The organism is Micromonospora saelicesensis, assembly GCF_900091575.1.
GTDB classification, from domain to species: domain Bacteria; phylum Actinomycetota; class Actinomycetes; order Mycobacteriales; family Micromonosporaceae; genus Micromonospora; species Micromonospora saelicesensis.
The window spans coordinates 1,039,355-1,061,482 of the sequence record NZ_FMCR01000001.1 but is presented as its reverse complement, the minus strand read 5'-3'; the positions used below and the strand labels follow the sequence as shown (position 1 = coordinate 1,061,482).

Annotated in this window: 18 protein-coding genes; 16 read left to right on the top strand and 2 right to left on the bottom strand. The window is 70.1% G+C overall.

The annotated features are described in order from the left end of the window. The first annotated feature begins 75 nt into the window (after window positions 1-75). The 15 genes from GA0070561_RS05020 to GA0070561_RS04950 all read left to right on the top strand — a co-directional run bounded on the left by GA0070561_RS05020 (window position 76) and on the right by GA0070561_RS04950 (window position 17,560). Entirely contained in the window at window positions 76-441 is a 366-nt protein-coding gene (locus tag GA0070561_RS05020; protein WP_007454588.1) for an NADH-quinone oxidoreductase subunit A, read from the top strand. 14 nt (window positions 442-455) lie between these two features. After that, complete coding sequence (locus tag GA0070561_RS05015; protein ID WP_030486262.1) at window positions 456-1,133, top strand: NuoB/complex I 20 kDa subunit family protein; 678 nt, start codon at window positions 456-458, stop codon at window positions 1,131-1,133. Next, entirely contained in the window at window positions 1,130-1,867 is a 738-nt protein-coding gene (locus GA0070561_RS05010) for an NADH-quinone oxidoreductase subunit C (protein WP_091395581.1), read from the top strand. Before GA0070561_RS05015 ends, GA0070561_RS05010 begins: the two co-directional genes overlap by 4 nt. Then, the gene (locus GA0070561_RS05005; RefSeq protein ID WP_091395578.1) at window positions 1,864-3,189 is read left to right on the top strand and encodes an NADH-quinone oxidoreductase subunit D; all 1,326 of its coding nucleotides are present in this window, start codon (window positions 1,864-1,866) and stop codon (window positions 3,187-3,189) included. Before GA0070561_RS05010 ends, GA0070561_RS05005 begins: the two co-directional genes overlap by 4 nt. Then, on the top strand, window positions 3,186-4,400 hold the full coding sequence (gene nuoE, locus GA0070561_RS34690; RefSeq protein ID WP_091395574.1) for an NADH-quinone oxidoreductase subunit NuoE: 1,215 nt from the start codon (window positions 3,186-3,188) through the stop codon (window positions 4,398-4,400). Before GA0070561_RS05005 ends, nuoE begins: the two co-directional genes overlap by 4 nt. Beyond that, window positions 4,397-5,713: an NADH-quinone oxidoreductase subunit NuoF gene (nuoF, locus tag GA0070561_RS04995; RefSeq protein ID WP_091395571.1), complete on the top strand. Its 1,317-nt coding sequence runs from the start codon at window positions 4,397-4,399 to the stop codon at window positions 5,711-5,713. The genes nuoE and nuoF overlap by 4 nt, the downstream gene beginning before the upstream one ends. Continuing rightward, window positions 5,713-8,220, top strand: coding sequence for an NADH-quinone oxidoreductase subunit G (locus GA0070561_RS04990; RefSeq protein ID WP_091395568.1), 2,508 nt, complete (start codon window positions 5,713-5,715; stop codon window positions 8,218-8,220). The genes nuoF and GA0070561_RS04990 overlap by 1 nt, the downstream gene beginning before the upstream one ends. Then, on the top strand, window positions 8,217-9,569 hold the full coding sequence (nuoH, locus tag GA0070561_RS04985) for an NADH-quinone oxidoreductase subunit NuoH (protein ID WP_091395566.1): 1,353 nt from the start codon (window positions 8,217-8,219) through the stop codon (window positions 9,567-9,569). The genes GA0070561_RS04990 and nuoH overlap by 4 nt, the downstream gene beginning before the upstream one ends. 1 nt (window position 9,570) lies before the next feature. After that, window positions 9,571-10,212 carry an NADH-quinone oxidoreductase subunit NuoI gene (gene nuoI, locus GA0070561_RS04980; protein WP_091395563.1) on the top strand — a complete coding sequence of 214 codons (642 nt, stop codon included), beginning with the start codon at window positions 9,571-9,573 and terminating at the stop codon, window positions 10,210-10,212. Continuing rightward, window positions 10,209-10,979, top strand: a complete 771-nt coding sequence (locus GA0070561_RS04975; protein ID WP_091395559.1) for an NADH-quinone oxidoreductase subunit J — start codon at window positions 10,209-10,211, stop codon at window positions 10,977-10,979. The genes nuoI and GA0070561_RS04975 overlap by 4 nt, the downstream gene beginning before the upstream one ends. After that, window positions 10,979-11,296 (top strand): NADH-quinone oxidoreductase subunit NuoK, encoded by a 318-nt coding sequence (nuoK, locus tag GA0070561_RS04970; RefSeq protein ID WP_091395556.1) that lies wholly within the window; start codon window positions 10,979-10,981, stop codon window positions 11,294-11,296. The genes GA0070561_RS04975 and nuoK overlap by 1 nt, the downstream gene beginning before the upstream one ends. Window positions 11,297-11,308: 12 nt before the next feature. After that, window positions 11,309-13,234: an NADH-quinone oxidoreductase subunit L gene (gene nuoL, locus GA0070561_RS04965; protein ID WP_091395553.1), complete on the top strand. Its 1,926-nt coding sequence runs from the start codon at window positions 11,309-11,311 to the stop codon at window positions 13,232-13,234. A gap of 64 nt (window positions 13,235-13,298) precedes the next feature. Further along, window positions 13,299-14,834 carry an NADH-quinone oxidoreductase subunit M gene (locus GA0070561_RS04960; protein ID WP_091395550.1) on the top strand — a complete coding sequence of 512 codons (1,536 nt, stop codon included), beginning with the start codon at window positions 13,299-13,301 and terminating at the stop codon, window positions 14,832-14,834. Continuing rightward, window positions 14,831-16,384 carry an NADH-quinone oxidoreductase subunit NuoN gene (nuoN, locus tag GA0070561_RS04955; protein ID WP_091395547.1) on the top strand — a complete coding sequence of 518 codons (1,554 nt, stop codon included), beginning with the start codon at window positions 14,831-14,833 and terminating at the stop codon, window positions 16,382-16,384. The genes GA0070561_RS04960 and nuoN overlap by 4 nt, the downstream gene beginning before the upstream one ends. Window positions 16,385-16,474: 90 nt before the next feature. Next, a complete protein-coding gene (locus GA0070561_RS04950; protein WP_091395545.1) occupies window positions 16,475-17,560 on the top strand; it encodes a polyprenyl synthetase family protein in 1,086 nt (361 codons plus the stop codon). Here GA0070561_RS04950 and GA0070561_RS04945 read toward each other — a convergent pair. After that, window positions 17,536-18,765 (bottom strand): MFS transporter, encoded by a 1,230-nt coding sequence (locus GA0070561_RS04945; protein ID WP_091395542.1) that lies wholly within the window; start codon window positions 18,763-18,765, stop codon window positions 17,536-17,538. The genes GA0070561_RS04950 and GA0070561_RS04945 overlap by 25 nt on opposite strands. 154 nt (window positions 18,766-18,919) lie before the next feature. Here GA0070561_RS04945 and GA0070561_RS04940 point away from each other — a divergent pair, with 154 nt between their 5' ends. After that, entirely contained in the window at window positions 18,920-19,702 is a 783-nt protein-coding gene (locus GA0070561_RS04940) for an IclR family transcriptional regulator (protein WP_091395539.1), read from the top strand. Window positions 19,703-19,804: 102 nt separating this feature from the next. On the opposite strand, the gene GA0070561_RS04935 is transcribed toward GA0070561_RS04940, so the two are convergent. Continuing rightward, the gene (locus tag GA0070561_RS04935; protein ID WP_091395536.1) at window positions 19,805-21,931 is read right to left on the bottom strand and encodes a PhoX family protein; all 2,127 of its coding nucleotides are present in this window, start codon (window positions 21,929-21,931) and stop codon (window positions 19,805-19,807) included. Between the last annotated feature and the right edge of the window lie 197 nt (window positions 21,932-22,128).

The following is a 22,128-nucleotide window of genomic DNA, read 5'->3' as shown; positions in this document are numbered from 1 at the left end:
TGCCACTGCGAGGGACGTGAATAGTGTGATTTTCGTCAAGCACCGAGGGCAGGGAAGGACGAGCAGGAGAAAACGATGTCGCTCTCGCCTTACGCACCGATCATCGGGCTGTTCGCCCTCGCCGCGGCGTTCTCGCTGTTTTCCGTTGGCGCCGCCCGCTTCGCCGGTCCCCGTCGCTACAACAAGGCCAAACTCGAGGCTTACGAGTGCGGCATCGAGCCCAGCCCGCAGCCGGTCGGCGGCGGGCGGTTCCCGATCAAGTTCTACCTGACGGCGATGCTCTTCATCGTCTTCGACATCGAGATCATCTTCCTCTACCCCTGGGCGGTCTCGTTCGACGCTCTGCCGATCTTCGGCTTCGTGGAGATGGTCCTGTTCATCGTCGCGGTCTTCGTTGCGTACGCCTACGTGTGGCGGCGCGGCGGCCTGGACTGGGACTGAGGAAGGAACGTCAGATGGGCATCGAGGAGAAGCTTCCCGCCGGCGTCCTGCTCACCTCGGTGGAGAAGCTGGTCAACTGGTCTCGGAAGTCGTCCGTGTGGGGCGCCACCTTCGGCCTGGCCTGCTGCGCCATCGAGATGATGGCCGCCGGTGGTCCGCACTACGACATGGGCCGCTGGGGCATGGAGGTCTTCCGGGCGTCGCCCCGGCAGGCCGACCTGATGATCGTGGCCGGCCGGGTGAGTCAGAAGATGGCTCCGGTGCTGCGCCAGATCTACGACCAGATGGCCGAGCCGCGCTGGGTGCTCTCGATGGGCGTCTGCGCCAGCAGCGGCGGCATGTTCAACAACTACGCGATCGTGCAGGGCGTCGACCACGTGGTGCCGGTCGACATGTACCTGCCCGGCTGCCCGCCCCGGCCGGAGATGCTCATCGACGCGATCCTCAAGCTCCGCGAGAAGATCATGTATGAGCCGCTGGGCCCCAACGGCCGCAAGATGCTGGCTGCCCGCCAGGAGCGCGGCGACGTTCCGGTCGTGCCCTACGGCTCGATGCCCTCCTCGTACCGCAGCGACAAGGCCCGGCGCGCCGAGTGGACCCGGGCGGTCCGCGAGGGCCGCGAGGAGCAGCTGCGCATCGAGAACTGGATGAACGCTCAGAACCACCTCCACCCGCAGGCAGGCCCGAAATGACGTCACCCACCGACAAGCCAAACGACGGCGGAGTGCCGGTCCCGGTGACGCCGGTCGGCGCCAGCAGCACCGCCCCGGCTGAGTACCCGCCGGCCAGCCCAGCGGGTCGCGGGATGTTCGGCAACCAGGGCACCGGCGACGTGTCCGGCTACGGCGGCCTGGTCCGCCAGCGCCAGCCCATCGAGGAGGCGTCCCGGCCGTACGGGGGCTACTTCGACGAGGTCCGCGACGCGCTGGAGGAGGCGTACCCGGCCTTCAACGACGCCATCGAGAAGGTCGTGGTCGACCGGGGTGAGCTGACCCTGCACGTACGCCCGGAGCGGATCGCCGAGGTCTGCCAGGTGATGCGGGACGACCTGGCGCTGCGGTTCGAGCTGTGCTCCTCGGTGTCCGGTGCGGACTACCTGGGCGCCGACGAGCGCCGGTTGCACGTGGTCTACCTGCTCACCTCGATGACGTACCGGCGGCGGGTCCGGCTGGAGGCCGCGGTCTCCGTCGAAGCCCCGCACCTGCCCAGCGTGACCGCCATCTACCCGACAGCGGACTGGCAGGAGCGCGAGGCGTACGACATGTTCGGCATCGTCTTCGACGGCCACCCCAACCTGACCCGGATCCTCATGCCGGACGACTGGGAGGGCCACCCGCAGCGCAAGGACTACCCGCTCGGCGGTGTGCCCGTCGAGTACAAGGGCGCGGAGATCCAGCCGCCGAACGAGCGGAGGTCGTACCAGTGACGACGTCGAACTACGCCAGCGAGCGCGAGACCGACGAGGGTCGGGTCTTCACCGTCACCGGTGGGGACTGGGACACGATCGTCTCGGGCACCGACCCGATCAACGATGAGCGGATCGTCGTCAACATGGGTCCGCAGCACCCGTCCACGCACGGGGTGCTGCGGCTGATCCTGGAGCTGGAGGGCGAGACGGTCCGCGAGGCCCGCTCGGTCGTCGGCTACCTGCACACCGGCATCGAGAAGAACCTCGAATACCGCAACTGGGTCCAGGGTTCGACGTTCGTGACCCGGATGGACTACCTCGCCCCGATCTTCAACGAGACGGCGTACGCCCTCGCGGTCGAGAAGCTGCTCGGCATCACCGACGACATCACCGAGCGGGCCACCACGATCCGCGTGCTGATGATGGAGCTCAACCGGATCTCGTCGCACCTGGTCTGGTTGGCCACCACCGGCATGGAGCTGGGCGCGATCTCGATCATGCTGTACGGCTTCCGCGAGCGGGAGTACATCCTCGACATCTTCGAGACCATCACCGGCCTGCGGATGAACCACGCGTACGTGCGGCCGGGCGGTGTGGCGCAGGACGTGCCGGACGAGGCGATCGTCAAGATCCGCGAGTTCCTCAAGATGATGCCGAAGAAGCTCAAGGAGTACGAGGACCTTCTCTCCGGCCAGCCGATCTGGACCGAGCGGACGAAGAACGTCGCGGTGCTGGACGTCACCGGCTGCGTGGCCCTCGGCATCACCGGCCCGGTGCTGCGCTCCGCCGGCCTCGCCTGGGACCTGCGCAAGACCATGCCGTACTGCGGCTACGAGACGTACGAGTTCGACGTGCCGACCCACCCCGACGGCGACGTGTGGGGTCGCTACCAGGTCCGGCTCGCCGAGATCCGGGAGTCGATGAAGCTGGTCGAGCAGGCGCTGGACCGGCTCCGTCCGGGCCCGGTGATGGTCGCCGACCGCAAGATCGCCTGGCCGGCGCAGCTCGCCATCGGTGTGGACGGCATGGGCAACTCGCTGGAGCACGTCGCGAAGATCATGGGTCAGTCGATGGAGTCGCTGATCCACCACTTCAAGCTGGTGACCGAGGGCTTCCGGGTCCCGCCCGGCCAGGTGTACGTCGCCATCGAGGCGCCCCGCGGCGAGCTGGGCGTCCACGCGGTCTCCGACGGTGGCACCCGGCCCTACCGGGTGCACTACCGGGAGCCGAGCTTCGTCAACCTGCAGGCCCTCCCGGCGATGGCCGAGGGCGGTCTGATCGCCGACGTGATCGCCGGCGGCGCCTCGTTGGACCCGGTGATGGGTGGGTGTGACCGATGACGACGACTTTCACTGACGAGACCCGGGAGCGGGCGCGTGAGATCATCGCCCGTTACCCGGCGGACCGGTCCCGCTCGGCGTTGCTGCCGTTGCTGCACCTGGTGCAGGCCGAAGAGGGGTACGTCTCCCCGGCCGGGGTCGCGTTCTGCGCCGAGGTGCTGGGGCTGAACAAGGCCCAGGTCGGCGCGGTGGCGACCTTCTACACGATGTACAAGCGCAAGCCGACCGGTGACTTCCTGGTCAGCGTCTGCACCAACACCATGTGCAACGTGCTCGGCGGCCAGGAGGTCTACGACACCCTCGCCGAGCACCTGGGCGTCGGGCACGACGAGACCACAGCGGACGGCACGATCACGCTGGAGCACGCCGAGTGCCTGGCGGCGTGCGACTACGGCCCGGTGATGACCGTCAACTACGACTTCTTCGACGGCGTGGACGCCTCCACCGCTGTCGGTGTGGTCGACGAGCTGCGGGCCGGCGGTCGGCCGATGCCGACCCGGGGTGCGCGGCTCTGCACGCTCAAGGAGATGGCGGTGCAGCTCGCCGGTTTCGCCGACGAGCGCGACGGTGCGGTCGCCGACGGCGGGCCGGGCGAGCCCACCCTGCGCGGGCTGCGGCTGGCCCAGCAGCACGGCGTCTCGGTGCCGGGCTTCGACCCGAACACCCCGATCCGCAGCAAGGCCGAGGCCGACAAGGCCGCCGCCGAGGCGAAGGCGAAGGCGGAGGCCGCCAAGCCGGCGCCCGTCGAGGCCAGCGCGGCGCCGGTCAAGGGTGGCGACGGGGCGTCCGCTCCGACCGGGGCGGCCGGGGTCGCCGGGCCGGCGAAGCCGGCAGACGCCACCGGGCCGGCGAAGCCGGCAGAGGCCAGTGGCAGCACCACCCGGGACGTCAAGGCACCGGACGACAAGTCGCCGCAGGTGCGTACCGCCGAGACCCGGCAGCCGGACGCGACAGTGCCGGACGTGAACTCGGCAGCGTCGGACGCCCCCGGCACGAAGGTCCCGGCGGACCGCACCGGTACCGCGCCCCAGGCTGGCGACGCGCGGGCGGCCGAGGCCGCCGGCGTGGCGGCCAACGCGCCGGCCGGCGACGGCAAGCCCGCCGGCGACGAGGCCGGGGCGCAGGAGCGCAACCTCACCGAAGCGAAGGCTGGGACGGACGCCGACGGCGCCGGACCGGCGGACGCGAACGAAACGGGGGCCCAGAAGTGACCACTCCCCGCCCGGAGACGCTGGCCAAGCTGACGCCGGTGCTGACCAAGCGCTGGCTGTCGCCGGACGCCTGGCAGATCGGCACGTACGAGCAGCTGGACGGCTACGCCGCGCTGCGCAAGGCGCTCAAGGCCCACCCGGACGACCTGATCCAGCTGATCAAGGACTCCGGGCTGCGGGGCCGAGGCGGCGCCGGCTTCCCCACCGGCCTCAAGTGGGGCTTCATCCCCCAGGGCGACGGTAAGCCGCACTACCTGGTGGTCAACGCCGACGAGGGCGAGCCGGGCACCTGCAAGGACCTGCCGCTGATGACCCACGACCCGCACGCGCTGGTCGAGGGCGTCATCATCGCGTCGTACGCGATCCGGGCCGCCCGCGCCTACATCTACATCCGGGGCGAGGCGGTGCACGCCGCGCGTCGGCTGCGCAACGCGGTCCAGGAGGCGTACGACAAGGGTTACCTGGGCCGGAACATCCTGCGCAGTGGCTACGACCTGGAGCTGGTGGTGCACTCCGGCGCCGGGGCGTACATCTGCGGCGAGGAGACGGCGCTGCTGGACTCGCTGGAGGGGTTCCGGGGTCAGCCCCGGCTGCGCCCGCCGTTCCCGGCCACCCACGGCCTGTACGCGAGCCCGACGGTGGTGAACAACGTCGGCACCATCGCCAGCGTGCCGCCGATCGTGCTCGGTGGGGCCGACTGGTGGAAGAGCATGGGCACCGAGAAGTCCTCCGGGCCGATGATCTACTCGCTCTCCGGCCGGGTCGCCAACCCGGGCCAGTACGAGTGCTCGATGGGTGTCACGCTGCGCGAGCTGCTGGAACTGGCCGGTGGCATGCAGCCCGGCCACAACCTGCGGTTCTGGACCCCGGGCGGCTCGTCCACCCCGCTGCTCGCCGCCGAGCACCTGGACGTGCCACTGGACTTCGAGGGGGTGGCGGCGGCCGGCTCGATCCTCGGCACCACGGCCACCCAGATCTTCTCCGACCAGGACTGCCCGGTCTACGCGACGTACCGGTGGCTGGAGTTCTACCACCACGAGTCGTGCGGCAAGTGCACCCCGTGCCGTGAGGGCAACTACTGGATGGTCCGGGTCTACCGGCGGATCCTCGCCGGCCAGGGCACCCACGAAGACCTGGACACCCTGCTGGACACCTGCGACAACATCCTCGGCCGCTCGTTCTGCGGTCTGGGTGACGGCGCGACCAGCTCGGTGACCTCCTCGCTGCAGTACTTCAAGCAGGACTACCTCGACTACATCGAGGGTCGGACCGCACCCAAGCTGTCGGAGAAGACCCTGGTAGGGGCGCACTGATGACCGACGTAGCCAAGCAGACCGAGACCGTCACCCTCACCATCGACGGCGTCGAGGTCACCGCCCCCAAGGGGACGCTGCTGATCCGGGTCGCCGAGCAGATGGGCACCGAGATCCCCCGGTTCTGCGACCACCCGCTGCTGGCCCCGGCCGGCGCGTGCCGGCAGTGCCTGGTCGAGGTGGAGGGCCAGCGCAAGCCGGTGGCCTCCTGCACCCAGACCGTCGCCGACGGCATGGTCGTGCGTACCCAGATCACCTCCCCGGTGGCCAAGAAGGCGCAGGAGGGGGTGATGGAGCTGCTGCTGCTCAACCACCCGCTGGACTGCCCGATGTGTGACAAGGGCGGCGAGTGCCCGCTCCAGAACCAGGCGATGTCCACCGGCCGCACCGACTCGCGCTTCCACGAGCACAAGCGGGAGTACGAGAAGCCGATGGCGATCAGCAGCCAGGTGCTGCTGGACCGCGAGCGTTGCGTGCTCTGCCAGCGGTGCACCCGGTTCTCCGAGGAGATCGCCGGCGACAAGTTCATCGACCTGATGGGCCGGTCGTCCGCCGAGGAAATCAACATCTACCGGGACGACGCCTACGGCGAGGAGGGCGACGCCGGGGATGTCCCGTTCAACTCCTACTTCTCCGGCAACACCGTCCAGATCTGCCCGGTGGGTGCGCTGACCGGTGCCCAGTACCGTTTCCGCGCCCGCCCGTTCGACCTGGTCTCCAGCCCGAGCGTCTGCGAGCACTGCTCGGCCGGCTGTGGGCAGCGCACCGACTGGCGGCGTGGCAAGGTGCTGCGCCGGCTGGCCGGCGACGAGCCGGCGGTGAACGAGGAGTGGAACTGCGACAAGGGTCGCTGGGGCTTCCAGTACACCCGTGCCGCCGACCGGCTGACCACTCCGCTGGTCCGCGACGAGCACACCGGTGAGCTGCGCGAGGCGTCCTGGAGTGAGGCGCTCACCGTCGCCGCCGAGGGGCTGCACATCGCTCGGGAGAGCGGGCAGGGCACTGCGGTGCTCACCGGCGGTCGGCTGACCGTCGAGGACGCGTACGCCTACGCCAAGTTCGCCCGGGTCGCGTTGAACACCAACGACATCGACTTCCGGGCCCGCCCGGTCTCCCGCGAGGAGGCCGACTTCCTGGCCAGCTCGGTCGCCGGGGTCACCGACGTCACCTACACCGACGTGGAGAACGCGCCGGCGGTGGTGCTGGTGGGCCTGGAGCCCGAGGAGGAGTGCCCGATCCTCTTCCTTCGGCTGCGCAAGGCGTACCTGAAGAAGACCCTGACGGTGTACGCGCTGGCACCCTTCGCCACCCGCGGCCTGGAGAAGCTCGGTGCCAAGCTGGCCCGGGTGGTGCCGGGCGAGGAGGCCAGCGTGCTCGCCGAGCACGCCACTGTCAGCGAGGCGCTGAGCGCACCGGGCGCGATCCTGATCGTCGGCGAGCGACTGGCCACCGTGCCGGGTGGACTCTCCGCCGCGGCCGACGTGGCCCGGCGTACCGGCGCGAAGCTGGCCTGGGTGCCGCGGCGCGCGGGTGACCGCGGCGCGGTCGACGCGGGCTGCCTGCCCAACCTGCTCCCCGGTGGACGCCTGGTCACCGAGCCGGCCGCCCGGGCCGAGCTGGGTGAGGCGTGGGACATCCCGGCCGGGGTGATCCCGAGCCAGGCCGGGCGGGACACCGACGGCATCCTGACCGCGGCCGCCAACGGGCAGCTCGGCGCACTGGTCGTCGGCGGTGTCGACCCGGCCGACCTGGCCGACCCGCGACTGGCCGAGTCCGCCCTGGACGCGGTGCCGTTCCTGGTCAGCCTCGAGCTGCGCGCCAGCGCGGTGACCCGGCGGGCGAACGTGGTGCTGCCGGTCGCCCCGGTGGCCGAGAAGGCCGGAAGCTTCCTGGACTGGGAGGGCCGGCTGCGCCCGTTCGAGGCGGTGCTGAACACCGCCGCGATGACCGACGGCCGGGTGCTCGACGCGCTGGCCGCGCTGCTCGACGTACGCCTCGGCACGGCCGACGTGCTGAGCGTGCGCCGCGAGCTGGGCACGCTGCCGGCGACGCGGATGTCCCGGCCGGCCGCGCCGTCGGTCGCACCGGGCCGGGTGCCGCAGCCGAACGCCGGGGAGGCCGTGCTGGCCACCTGGCACCAGCTGGTGGACCTCGGCACCCTGACCGAGGGCGACGAGAACCTCGCCGGGACCGCCCGTCCGCCGGTGGTCCGGCTGGGTAAGGGCACCGCCGAGGCGCTCGGTGTGGTCGACGGTGACGCGGTCACGGTCGGCACCGACCGAGGGGCGCTGACCCTGCCGGCGGAACTCACCGAGATGCCGGACGGCGTGGTCTGGCTGCCGACCAACTCACCCGGCTCGACCGTGCGGCGCAGCCTCGGGGCGACGTCCGGCGCGGTCGTCCGGATCTCCGTCCCCGCACCGAGTACGGCCATCCCGGCCGGACGCGTGGCGGCCGACGAGACCGGTCTCCCGGGTCCGCTCCTCAACTCCGGGGGTAACCAGTGAGTCCGATCTACCTGGCCCAGGATCCGACGCTGGCCGACTTCGGCCGGGATCCCTGGTGGCTGGTTCTCGGCAAGATTGTCTTCGCGTTCGCCTTCGGTCTGCTGGCCACCCTGCTCGGCGTCTGGTTCGAACGGCGCGTGGTCGGTTACATGCAGGTGCGGCCCGGCCCCAACCAGGTCGGCCCGTTCGGCCTGCTGCAGACCCTCGCCGACGGCCTGAAGATGGCCTTCAAGGAGGACATCCTGCCGAAGGCGGCCGACAAGGTCGTCTACTTCTTCGCCCCGACCATCTCGGTGATCTGCGCGGTCACCGCCCTGTCGGTGGTGCCGTTCGGCCCGATGGTGAGCATCTTCGGTCACCACACGCCGTTGCAGGTCACCGATGTGCCGGTGGCGGTGCTGCTGCTGCTCGCCTGCTCCTCGATGGGCGTCTACGGCATCGTGCTGGGTGGCTGGGCCTCCGGCTCGACGTACCCGCTGCTGGGTGGTCTCCGGTCGAGCGCCCAGATGATCTCCTACGAGGTCGCCATGGGGCTCAGCATCGTGGCGGTCTTTATGACCGCCGGCACGATGAGCACCAGCGGGATCGTCGCCGCTCAGGGCGACGGCACGCAGCTGACCGTCTTCGGCCAGACCATCCCGGCACCGGGCTGGTACGCGATCCTGCTGCTGCCGAGCTTCATCATCTTCTTCATCGCCACTGTGGGTGAGACCAACCGGGCGCCGTTCGACCTGCCCGAGGCCGAGTCCGAGCTGGTCGCCGGCTTCATGACCGAGTACAGCTCGCTGAAGTTCGCGCTCTTCATGCTCAGCGAGTACGTCGCGATGGTGACGATGTCCGCGGTCACCACCACGCTGTTCCTGGGCGGATGGCGTGCGCCCTGGCCGATCACCATCTGGGAGGGCGCCAACTCCGGTTGGTGGCCGATGCTCTGGTTCTTCGGCAAGGTGATCGCCCTGGTCTTCGTCTTCGTGTGGTTGCGTGGCACGCTGCCCCGGCTGCGGTACGACCAGTTCATGCGGCTCGGTTGGAAGGTGCTCCTGCCGATCAACCTGGTCTGGATCCTGGTCCTGTCGGGCCTGCGCTCCATCGAGGACTGGGACACCCGCGGCAAGGTGATCGCCGTCGGCATCCCGGCCGGCATCCTGCTGCTCGCCACGATCTTCTGGCCCAGCCGGCGCCCGAAGCCGAAGCCGACGACGCAGGAACAGGTCGACAACCGGCCGCACGGGAGCTTCCCGCTGCCACCGATGGATCTTCAGGTACCACCGAGCCCGCGCATCACGCGCGTGGTCGCCGAGCGGGAGCCGGCCAACATCGTTGCCGGCTCGGACTCCAGGGAGGTGTGACGTGGGCGCGATCACCGGAACGTTCAAGGGATTCGGTGTCACCTTCTCGCACATGTTCAGGAAGGTCGTTACGACCGACTACCCGTTCAAGCCGCCGGTGTCGGCGCCGCGCTACCACGGGCGGCACATCCTCAACCGGCACCCGGACGGCCTGGAGAAGTGCATCGGCTGCGAGCTGTGCGCCTGGGCCTGCCCGGCGGACGCGATCTACGTCGAGGGTGGCGACAACACCGACGAGCAGCGCTTCTCGCCGGGTGAGCGGTACGCCAGCATCTACCAGATCAACTACGCCCGCTGCATCTTCTGCGGGCTGTGCATCGAGGCCTGCCCGACCCGGTCGCTCACCATGAGCAACGAGTACGAGTTGGCCCGGGACAACCGGCAGGACCTGATCTTCACCAAGGAGCAGTTGCTCGCGCCGTTGCTGGAGGGCATGGAGCAGCCTCCGCACCCGATGCGGCTGGGTGACAGCGAGAAGGACTACTACGTCGGCGCGCTGGACAACCCGGGCACCTCCGCCGGTGCGGAAACGTCCCCGATGGGCCCTGGCCGCTACAAGGTCGAGGAGCACCCCGGCGTGACGTTCCCGGGCGCCGAGCAGGCCGCCCAGCGCGTGGCGGCCGGCAAGGGAGAGGAAGCATGACCACGTCTACGGTGCTCGCCGCGGCGGGTTCGGTCTCCACCGGCGAGGCGGTCACCTTCTGGATCCTCGCCCCGCTCGCGCTGATCGGCGGGATCGGGATGGTGGCCGCGCGCAACGCCGTGCACTCGGCGCTGTGGCTGGTGCTGACCATGCTCTGCCTGGGCGTGTTCTACGTCCTCCAGGCCGGTCCGTTCATCGGCATGGTGCAGATCATCGTCTACACCGGCGCGATCATGATGCTCTTCCTCTTCGTGCTGATGCTGGTCGGTCGGGACTCCACGGACTCGCTGATCGAGACGCTGCGCGGCCAGCGGGTCGCCGCGATCGTGCTCGGCCTGGGCTTCGCCGGCCTGGTCGGCACGGGGCTCTACCAGGCACTGGACCGGACCAGCACGGCCGGTCTCGAGCAGGTCAACGCCGAGGGGAACGTGCAGGGCATCGCCCGGCTGCTGTTCACCAAGTACGTCTTCGCGTTCGAGCTGACCTCGGCGCTGCTGATCACCGCGGCGGTCGGTGCCATGGTGCTGGCCCACGTCGAGCGGCGTAAGCAGGACAAGATCGACCAGGTGTCGACAATGAAGGCACGCTTCGCCCCGGGCAACTACCCCGGCCCGAAACCGGGCCCCGGCGTCTTCGCGACCTCCTCCTCGGTGGCCACCCCGGCCCGGCTGCCCGACGGCCGCCTGACCGACCGCAGCACCCCGGCGATTCTTCCGCAGCGCGAGCTGACCGCCGAGGAGACCTCGCTGAAGGGGACGGACAAGTAATGGAATCGTTCTTCTCGGTCGAGCCGACCTACTACCTCGTGCTCGCCGCGGTGCTGTTCACCATCGGCGCCGCCGGGGTGCTGGTCCGGCGCAACGCGATCGTGCTGTTCATGTGCGTGGAGCTGATGCTCAACGCGGCCAACCTGACGCTGGTCACCTTCAGCCGGATCAACGGTGACCTCAACGGCCAGATCATGGCGTTCTTCGTGATGGTGGTGGCGGCGGCCGAGGTCGTGGTCGGGCTCGCGATCATCATGTCCATCTTCCGGACGCGACGCTCGGCGAGTGTCGACGACGCCAACCTGCTCAAGTACTAGAGGGGTCCACCGGTGGAAGAGACTGTGGAATACGCCCAGGCCACGGGGCTGCTTGGGGGCGTCTGGCTGCTGGTGGCGATCCCGCTGGTCAGCGCGGCCATCCTGCTGCTGCTCGGCCGCCGGGCCGACCGCTGGGGGCACTGGTTGGGCGTCGCCGCCATCGGCGCCGCGTTCGTGCTCGGCCTGAGCTTCTTCTTCCAGCTGCGTGGCCTGGAGAACAAGTCGGTCGAGCTGAGCCTCTGGGACTTCATCGCTGTCGGTGATCTGCGCGTCGACTTCGGCCTGCTCTTCGACCCGCTGGCCGCGGTCTTCGTACTGCTGATCACCGGGGTGGGCTTCCTGATCCACCTGTACGCGGTGGAGTACATGTCGCACGACGCGGGCCGTCGTCGGTTCTTCGCGTACTTCAACCTGTTCGTCGCGGCGATGCTGCTGCTGGTGCTCGGCAACAACTACGTGATGCTGTACTTCGGCTGGGAGGGCGTCGGTCTGGCGTCGTACCTGCTGATCTCCTTCTGGACCGAGCGGCCGAGCGCGGCCACCGCCGGCAAGAAGGCGTTCCTGATGAACCGGGTCGGCGACGCCGGCCTGGCCATCGGCATCTTCATCATGTTCGCCACCCTGGGCACCACCCAGTACGACGAGGTGTTCAACGGTGTCGGCGCGCTGACCGGCACCACAGTGCTGGTCCTCGGCCTGTTGCTGCTGCTCGGGGCGGCCGGTAAGTCCGGCCAGTTCCCGCTCCAGGCGTGGTTGCCGGACGCGATGGAGGGTCCGACCCCGGTGTCGGCGCTCATCCACGCCGCCACCATGGTCACCGCGGGCGTCTACCTGATCGCCCGGTCCAACCCGATCTTCTCGGCCAACTCGACGCTGCAACTCGTGGTGGTCAGCGTCGGCGCGCTCACCCTGCTGATCGGCTGCATCATCGGTGCGGCCAAGGACGACATCAAGCGGGTGCTCGCCTGGTCGACGGTGAGCCAGATCGGCTACATGTTCCTCGGCGTCGGCCTCGGCGGCGCGGCGTACGCGCTGGCCATCGTGCACCTGCTGGCGCACGGCTTCTTCAAGGCCAACATGTTCCTGGGCGCCGGCTCGGTCATGCACGGAATGAAGGACCAGGTCGACATCCGCCGCTTCGGTGGGCTGTCCAAGTACATGAAGATCACCTGGTTGACCTTCATGATGGGCTGGCTGGCCATCATCGGCATGTTTCCCTTCTCCGGCTTCTTCTCCAAGGAGCCGATCATCGTGGCCGCCTTCGAGCGGGAGGACTGGACCGCCTGGCTCTTCGGCGGTGCGGCACTGCTCGGCGCTGGGCTCACCGCGTTCTACATGACGCGGCTGTTCGTGCTCACGTTCCACGGGCCGCAGCGGTGGACCGAGGACATCGAGCACCCGCACGAGTCGCCGAAGCTGATGACCATCCCGCTGATCCTGCTGGCGGTCGGGTCGGTCGGCGCCGGCTTCCTGCTCGCCACGTCCGTTCCGGACTGGCTGACGGAGACCGCCGGGCTGGGCGGCGAGCACGCGGAGCACGCGGCTGTCCTCTCGCACACCGTGATCACCATCCTGTCGCTGCTGGTCACCGTGCTCGGTGCCGGGCTCGCCTGGTTCCTGTTCCGGGCCGGCACGGCCACCGCACCGCAGCCGGCCGGGGTGCTGGTCACCGCCGCCCGGCGCAACCTCTACACCGACACGGTCAACGAGGCGGTCTTCGAGAAGCCGGGCATCTTCCTCACCCGGGCGCTGGTGTACCTCGACAACCGGGGCATCGACGGGCTCGTCAACGGGCTCGCCGCCGCGGTCGGCGGGGGCTCGGGTCGCCTCCGTCGGATGCAGACCGGCTTTGTCCGCTCGTACGCCACCTCGATCCTGGCCGGCGCGCTGCTGGTGATGGCGGCGTTCCTGGCGGTGCAGGCGGGGTGGTTGGCGTGATCGACCTCTTTCCTGCCGCCCCCGCCGGCGGACCACGCAGTGACGACGGAGGTAAGGCCGCATAATGTCCAACTTCCCGTTCCTCTCGGTGCTCACCGTGGCGCCGCTGGTGGGCGCCCTGGTGGTGGCCTTCCTGCCGCGCCACCGCCCGGAGCTGGCCAAGCAGGTGGCGTTCGCCTGGTCGCTGCTCGTGCTGGTGCTCTCGGTGGTGATGTGGGTCAGCTTCAACGCCGGCGGTGACCGGTTCCAGTTCCGCGAGTCGTACTCCTGGATTCCGAACTGGGGGGTCAGCTTCACCTTCGCCGCCGACGGCATCGCGCTGGTGATGCTGATGCTGATCGCGGTGCTGGTGCCGCTGGTGATCCTGGCGTCGTGGCACGACGCCGAGTCGTCGAAGCGGTCGGTGCCCGTCTACTTCGCACTGCTGCTGGTCCTCGAGTGCACGATGATCGGCGTCTTCGCGGCCGCCGACGTCTTCCTGTTCTACGTGTTCTTCGAGGTCATGCTGGTGCCGATGTACTTCCTCATCGGCAGCTACGGCGGTCACCAGCGGCAGTACGCGGCGGTGAAGTTCTTCCTCTACTCGCTCGTCGGCGGTCTGTTCATGCTGGCCGCGGTGATCGGCCTGTGGGTGGTCGGCGGAAAGACCTTCGACTGGCAGGCGCTCTCGCAGGTCGACATCAGCACCGGCACCGAGCGGTGGCTGTTCCTCGGCTTCTTCCTCGCGTTCGCCATCAAGGCGCCGTTCTTCCCGTTCCACACCTGGTTGCCCGATGCCGGTGGCGCCGCCCCGGCGGGCGCGGCGGCGTTGCTCGTCGGCGTGCTGGACAAGGTCGGCACCTTCGGCATCCTGCGCTACTGCCTGCCGCTGTTCCCCGAGGCGTCGAAGTGGTTCGCACCGTGGGCGCTGGCCCTGGGCGTGATCGGCATCGTCTACGCCGCGCTGCTGGCGGTCGGCCAGAACGACCTCAAGCGGCTGGTGTCGTACACCTCGATCGCGCACTTCGGCTTCATCGGCGTGGGCATCTTCGCCTTCACCACCCAGGCTGGCACCGGCGCGGTGCTCTACATGCTCAACCACGGGCTGGCCACCGGCCTGCTCTTCCTGGTGGTGGGCATGCTGATCTCCCGGCGTGGTTCGTCGCTGATCAGCGACTTCGGTGGCGCCGGCAAGCTCGTCCCGGTGCTCGCCGGTGTGCTCTTCTTTGCCGGTCTCGCCTCGCTCGCGCTGCCCGGCACGGCGCCGTTCATCTCCGAGTTCCTGGTGCTGATCGGCACCTTCACTGTGAACAAGCCGGTCGCGGTCATCGCCACGCTCGGCATCATCCTGGCCGCCGCGTACGTGCTGTGGATGGTGCAGCGCACCACCCAGGGCACCCTCAACCCGGCGCTGACCGAGGTCGACGGCATGCGCCGGGACCTCAACCTGCGCGAGAAGGTCGTGGTCGCCCCGCTGATCGCGCTGATCGTGCTGCTCGGCTTCTTCCCCAAGCCGGTCACTGACGTGATCAACCCCGCCGTCCAGGCGACCATGGACGACATCGGCAGAACCGACCCGGCGCCGTCCGTGGGCGGCACCGTCCAGGAGGCGGCAAAGTGACCGAGTTGAAGCTGCCGTCGATCGACTACGCGGCGATCTCTCCGATCCTGATCATGCTGGGCACGGCGTTGCTCGGCGTGCTGGTCGAGGCCCTGGTGCCTCGTCGCTGGCGGCACGTCGTGCAGTTGACGCTGGCGCTGCTCGCGGTGCTCGCGGCACTGACCATGGTGGTCCTCAGCGCCGATGAGCGGATCATCACCGCGGGCCAGGCGCTCGCGATCGACGGGCCGACGCTCTTCCTCCAGGGCGCGATCCTGGTGCTGGCGGCGATGGCGCTGCTGCTGATCGGTGACCGCTCGGTCGAGCGGGGCGGGGCGTTCGTCGCCCAGGCCGCGGTGACCGCGGAGTCGGCCGACGACCGGCGGCAGGCCGAGGGGCGCAACGGTCTCACCGAGGTCTACCCGCTGACCACGTTCGCGATCGGCGGCATGCTGATCTTCGTGGCGGCGAACGACCTGCTGACCATGTTCATCGCACTCGAGGTCTTCTCCCTGCCGCTCTACCTGCTCTGCGCGCTGGCCCGTCGCCGGCGCCTGCTGAGCCAGGAGGCGGCGATGAAGTACTTCCTGCTCGGCGCCTACGCCTCGGCGTTCTTCCTGTTCGGCGTGGCCCTGATCTACGGCTTCACCGCCGGCATCCCGGGCCGCTCGGCCGGCGTCGACTTCGCCACCATCCACGCGGCGGTGGGCGAGTCGCCGGCCAGCCCGGTGCTGCTCTTCGCTGGCATGGCGCTGCTCGCCATCGGTCTGCTCTTCAAGGCCGCGGCGGCCCCGTTCCACGTCTGGACCCCGGACGTCTACCAGGGCGCTCCGACCCCGGTCACCGGGTTCATGGCGGCCTGCACCAAGGTCGCCGCGTTCGGTGCCCTGCTGCGCGTCTTCCAGGTCGCGTTCGCCGACGCCAACTGGGACTTCACGCCGGTCCTCGGCGCGGTGGCGGTGCTGACCATGCTGGTGGGTGCGGTGCTCGCGGTCACCCAGACCGACATCAAGCGGCTGCTCGCGTACTCCTCGATCGCCAACGCCGGCTACCTGCTGGTCGGTGTGTTGGCACCGAGCCGCGACGGGCTGGCCGGCACGATGTTCTACCTGGTCGCGTACGGCTTCTCGGTGCTGGCCGCGTTCGCCGTGGTGACGCTGGTACGGGACGACGACGGCGAGGCCACCCACCTGTCCCGCTGGGCCGGGCTGGGCCGGCGGTCGCCGTTCTTCGCCGCGCTGTTCACGTTCATCCTGCTGGCCTTCGCCGGTATCCCGCTGACCAGCGGCTTCACCAGCAAGTTCGCCATCTTCGGGCCGGCGCTGGAGGGTGGCCAGGCCTGGCTGGTGATCGCCGGTGTGCTGACCAGCATGATCCTCGCGTTCCCGTACCTGCGGGTCGTGGTGATGATGTGGCTCTCCGAGCCGGGCGAGTCCACCCCGACCGTCATGGTGCCCGGTGGGCTCACCTCCGCAGCGCTGATGATCGGCGTGCTGGCGACCCTGGTGTTGGGCGTCGCCCCGGCGCCGCTGCTCGATCTGGCTGCCGGAGCCGCCGAATTCGTTCGATGACCGAAGGATCGATCACCGGGGGTCGGCGCGTGTTCACGTGCCGGCCCCCGGTGCGTATCCCCGGGCCGGAGCAGGTCGAACGGGTGTGGCATGGTTGATAGCGTGGTGAAACCGGCGGGCGAGCGTTCAGGTGCCTCCGGCTCCGGCGGTCGTCGGGGTCGGGCGAGCACGAGTCAGTTCGGCGCGCTTGGCCTCAACCTCGCCGATCCTCGTGTCGAGGCGTCCGTGCTGGGTCTTCTGGACACGGTCGAGGTCGAGTTGCGGGCCAGCGTGGCCAGCGCCGACCCGTTCGTCACCGAGGCCGCCCGGCACCTCGTCGAGGCCGGCGGGAAGCGGTTCCGGCCGTTGCTGGTGGCGCTCGGCGCCCAGTTCGGTGACCCGACCGGTGCGCAGGTTGTCCCGGCCGCCGTGGTGATGGAGCTCACGCACCTCGCCACCCTCTACCACGACGACGTGATGGACGAGGCCGCCGTCCGTCGAGGCGCGCCGAGCGCGAATTCCCGGTGGACCAACTCGGTCGCCATCCTGGTCGGCGACTACCTCTTCGCCCGCGCGGCGGACATCGCCGCCGACCTGGGCCCCGAGGCGGTCCGGTTGCAGGCGCGCACCTTCGCCCGGCTGGTGCACGGCCAGATCGCGGAGACGGTCGGGCCGCGCGCCGACGACGACCCGGTGGCCCACTACCTGCACGTGATCGCCGAGAAGACCGGCTCGCTGATCGCCACGTCCGCCCGGTTCGGCGGCATGTTCGGTGGTGCCGCCCCGGAGCACGTGGAGGCCCTCGCCGGGTACGGCGAGACGATCGGCGTCGCCTTCCAACTCTCCGACGACCTGCTGGACATCGCCTCCGAGTCGGTGCAGTCGGGCAAGACGCCCGGCACGGACCTGCGCGAGGGTGTCCCGACGCTGCCGGTGCTCTACGCCCGCGAGGCGGACGACTCCGACGCGTCGTCGGTGCGGCTGCGGGAGATCCTGGCGACCGGCCCGTTGACCGACGACGCGCTGCACGCCGAGGCGTTGGGGCTGCTCCGGGAGAGCCCGGCGCTCAAGCGGGCCCGGGAGACCGTGCGCAGCTACGCCGAGGAGGCCCGCGCGCAGCTCGCCCCGCTGCCGCCCGGCCCGTCCCGCAGCGCGCTCGAGTCGCTCTGCGACTACATCGCCGACCGCACCAGCTGATCCACGTCCCGGCCCGCTGCGGCGGCGGCGCGGGTCACCAGTCGGCTGCCGACGAGCATGAGGGCGGCGGCGAGCAGCATCGCCACGGCCGCGATGGTCCACATCGCCGGGTAACCGAGGTGGGCGGCGAGTGGGCCCAGGCTCAGCGGGCCGAGACAGCCGCCCGCGTACACCCCGGTCTGTGTGATCGAGGTGGCGGCGGCCGGTGACTGCGGGTGGAGTCGGACCACCGCGAAGTTCATCAGGCCGGGCCAGGCCCAGCCCAGGCCGAAGCCGAGCACCACGCCGACCACCAACGGCACCGAGCCGGTCAACGCCAGCAGGCCCAGCCCGACCGCGCCGACGAGCAGCATCGCGGCGATGAGGGCGACGTGGCCGGTCTCGCGGCGGTCGGCCAACCAGCCGGCGCCCACCCGAGCCGCCACGCAGACCGCGCTACCCAGGGTCAGGGTGAGGCCGGCGAGGCCCGGCGACAGCCCCCGGGCCGCGGCGGAGTCCACCAGGAAGGTGCCCAACGAGTTGGCCGCGCCCGAGGCCAACGTCGCCGCCGCGCCGATCACCACCAGCGCCGCCGTCGCCCGCCCGGCGCGCCCGGCGCCGGGCCGCCGGGCCGGGCCGGGCAACTGCCGGGGTACGGCGGCCAGCGTCGTCAGCGCGGCCACGGCGGCGGCCACGAACGCCCAGCGCCAGCCGGCGGTGAGCGCGATGGTGGGCACCGCCACCCCGGCCAGCAGGGTGGAGACCGGGATGGCGGCCTGCTTGACACCGAACGACAGCCCCTGCCGCCGGGCCGGCACGTGCTGGGCCAGCGCGGCGTTGCTGGCCAACTGGCCGAGCGCGTTCGCGGCGGCGCTGAGCGCCAGCAGGCCGACCAGCACCGGGTACGACCGGGCGAAGGCGGCCACGGCCAGCATCGAGCCGGCGGCCAGCAGGATGCCGCAGCGGGCCACCACTGCCGGCCCGTACCGCTCGACCAACCGCCCGGAGGGCACCGAGGCCAGTGCGCTGACCCCGAAGTAGACGGAGACGGCCAGGCCCAGGCCGGCCGGCGAGAAGCCGAGGTCCGTGCCCATCTGCACGGCGAGACCACCGAGCAGGAAGACGGGGAGTACGCAGGCCACTGTGGTGACGACTGCGCCGGCGCTGGCCCGCACCGGGCGGGGTTGGGCAACGGCCGGATCGGGGGTATTGGAGGTGTCGGTCATCGTTCGGCAAACCTACGTGAGCCCCGCTCACCGCACTCCTGGTGACCGGCGGGGCACAAGCTGTGGATGGTGATCTGGCATCCTCGACCCGAACAGGCATTTCGCACCGGGCCTGTTTTTCATATGGTGTAAGTCCCCGGCGGCGGAGGTGGTTGTGCGCGACCCCTTGGCAGAACCTTCGGACCTGATTCGCAGCGTGTCCCGAGCGCTACGGGTGCTGGAGTCGGTCGGTCGCGCCCCGAAGGGCCTGACCGTCAAGCAGATCGCCCGGCGCTGTGAGCTGACCGTGGCCACCACCTACCACCTGGTCCGCACCCTCGCCTACGAGGGCTACGTGATCCGTCGCGAGGACGGCACGTACATCGTGGGGTTGGAGGTGGCCGACCGGTACCGGGAGCTGGTGACGGCGTTCCGGGGCCCGCCGGCGGTCGGTGAGACGCTGCGGCGGGCCGCCCTGGACACCGGCTACAGCCACTACCTCGGTCGGTTCGTCGGCGGTCAGGTGGCCCTCACCGCGGTCGCCGAGGGGCACCGCTCGCCCTACCTGGAGGATCTGGTCCCCGGCTTCGACGAGGGGGCGCACGCGACAGCACTCGGCAAGTCGCTGCTCGCCACCCTCACGACCGATCAGCGCTACCGCTATCTGCGCGAGTACGGCATGCGCCCGTTCACCACCGCCACGCTGACCACCACCGAGAGTTTCGAGGCCGATCTGGCCGCGGGTGACCGGCGCGGCATGCAACTGGAGATGGGGCAGTTCCGCCAGGGGGTGGCCTGCGCCGCGGTGCTTGTCGCGCCGGACAAGGACATGGAACGCCGCGTCGTGCTGGCCTGCGCGTTGCCGGCCAGCGAGATGATGACCTCCGCCCGGGTGGTACGCGCCAAGCTGCTCACCGTGGCCCGCGGCGTCGCCGACGGCATCGCCACCGACAACTGACCGCCGAGAGGCCCTCTCCCGGGCTGGGAGAGGGCCTCTCGGGGCGGTCCAGCGCCGGACCGCCGGAGCAACGTCAGCGGCCGCTCGGCCGCGGGTGCGACGTCAGCTGCCCACCGGGCCGCCGTCGAGGCGCCAGGTGACCACCACGCCCGGCTTGGCGTAGTCACCGTCCGGCCAGTTCGAGGCCGGGTTCTCCACCGAGGCCCCGGTGATCTCGCCCGGGTGCTGCACGGCGACGAAGACCGAGCGGTTGTCGCCGGTGATGAACGGGCCGCAGGTCTCCGCGCCGAGCGGCACGGTCAGGAACTGCTTGAGGTGACCCCGCTCCGGTCCCTCCACGGCGGTGGCGAACAGGCCGTCATTGCTGCCCAGCGCATTGCCGTCGGTGGAGATCCAGAGATTGCCGGTGGCGTCGAAGGCGACGTTGTCCGGGCAGGAGATCGGAGAGACCTTGGCCTTGTCGTACCCGGCGAAGAAGGTCGACGGGTCGGTCGGGTCGCCGCAGACGATCGGCAGCGACCAGCCGAAGGTCTCCGAGGTGTTGTCGTTGCGGTCCTCGACCAGCTCCAGGATCTGCCCGTGCTTGTTGGCGTTGCGCGGGTTGGCCTCGTCCGCCTTCGGGTTGCTGCCGACGCCCCGGTTGGTGTTGTTGGTCAGCGCCACGTACACCTTGCCGGTGAGCAGGCTCGGCTCGACGTCCTCGGGGCGGTCCATCTTGGTCGCGCCGACCTTGTCACCGGCGAGCCGGGTGAAGGTGAGCACGTCCGCGGCGGTCATCCCGTCGACGAACGACCGGTTGCCGCTGACCAGCCTGATCCAGCGACCCCGACCGTTGAACGCGCCGTCGGCAGGCAGCTTGCCCGAGCCGTCGATCTCGGCGGCGCTGGTCTGGTCGAGCTTCGCCACGTAGAGCGTGCCGGACTCCAGCAGGGTCAGGTTGTGCTTGCGGGCAGCCCAGGAGTTGCCCTTCATGAACTTCTTGTCCGAGACGAACTTGTAGAGGTAGTCGAACCGCTCGTCGTCGCCCATGTACGCGACCACGTGGCCGTCCTTCGCGACGATCACGTTGGCGCCCTCGTGCTTGAACCGGCCCATCGCGGTGTGCTTGCGAGGGCGGCTCTCCGGGTCGAACGGGTCGATCTCGACGACCCAGCCGAACCGGTGTGCCTCGTTGGGGTGCTTCGCCAGGTCGAAGCGCTCGTCCGCGCGCTCCCACTTGCGGCTGCCGCTGGGGTAGCGGGCGGCGGTGCTGATGCCGTACCGGTCCAGCTTCGGCTTCAGCTCGGCCGGGACCGCGTCGGCCCCCACGAAGTACTGGTTGAAGTTCTCCTCGCCGGAGAGCACAGTGCCCCACGGGGTCACGCCACCGGCGCAGTTGTTCAGCGTGCCGACGACAGTGCGGCCCCTGGGGTCGGCGGCGGTCTTCAACCAGGCCGAGCCGGCGGCCGGGCCGGTCAGGTCGAACTTGGTGCTCAGTGCGGTGACCCGCCGGTTGTACGGCCGCGGGCCCTTGCCGACCGGCTTCCACTGCCCGGTTCCCGCGACCCGCTCAAGCTCCACCACTGACATGCCGTGCGCGGCCATGGCGGTGCGCAGCTGCTCCACGGAGAGGCCGTCCAGGCCGGGGAAGCCCGGGAACATCAGGTCCTCGTTGGTGTACTCGTGGTTGACCACGAGCAGCGCCCGCTTGCCCTGCTTGTCCAGCGGCAGCACGCCCACGAAGTCGTTGTTGTAACCGAACTGCCTGGACTGCGCGGCGGCGGTCTGGTGGTGCAGGTCGAACTCCGGCGCGCCCGGCAGCACCGGGTCACCCCACTTGATCACCACGGCGTGGTCGTACCCGTTCGGTACGACCAGGGTGTCCAGCTTGTTCGGTGGGATCGGCTTGAAGGTCAGCGCGCCGCTGCCGACACCGGTGCTGGGACGACCGAACCCGACGTTCTCCGGAACATCCGGGGCGGTCGGGGCCGCCATGGCCGGGGCCGCCCCGGCGAGCGCGCCGGCTGCCGCGCCGCCGAAGCCGAGCACCAGCGCGCCGACCGCGCCGGCCCGGACCACGCCACGCCGCGACACCTCGGCGTTCACCACGTCACCGAAGTACGCGTTGTCGGAGGTGTTCGGGACCGGGTGGTCACACGCGTTTCCGCAGCGGTACAGACAGGTCATGGCATCACGGGTGCCATGACGGGTGCCGTTCAACAGGGGGAGCAGCCGGGGACGGTCGCTCATGGGGGAGGCCTCCAGAGAAGTCGGTGGCACGACAGGCGGCGTACCAGCCGGACGCTAGGAGGACGTGGTGAGCGCTCGTCAGCCGCGATGTGAACCAGGCATGAACACCTTCGTCGGTGGCAACCGGCACGCAACCGGTCTGACCTCGTGCTGAACCGATCGGCGTGACCGCACGTATTCCCGAGCGAACGCACCGC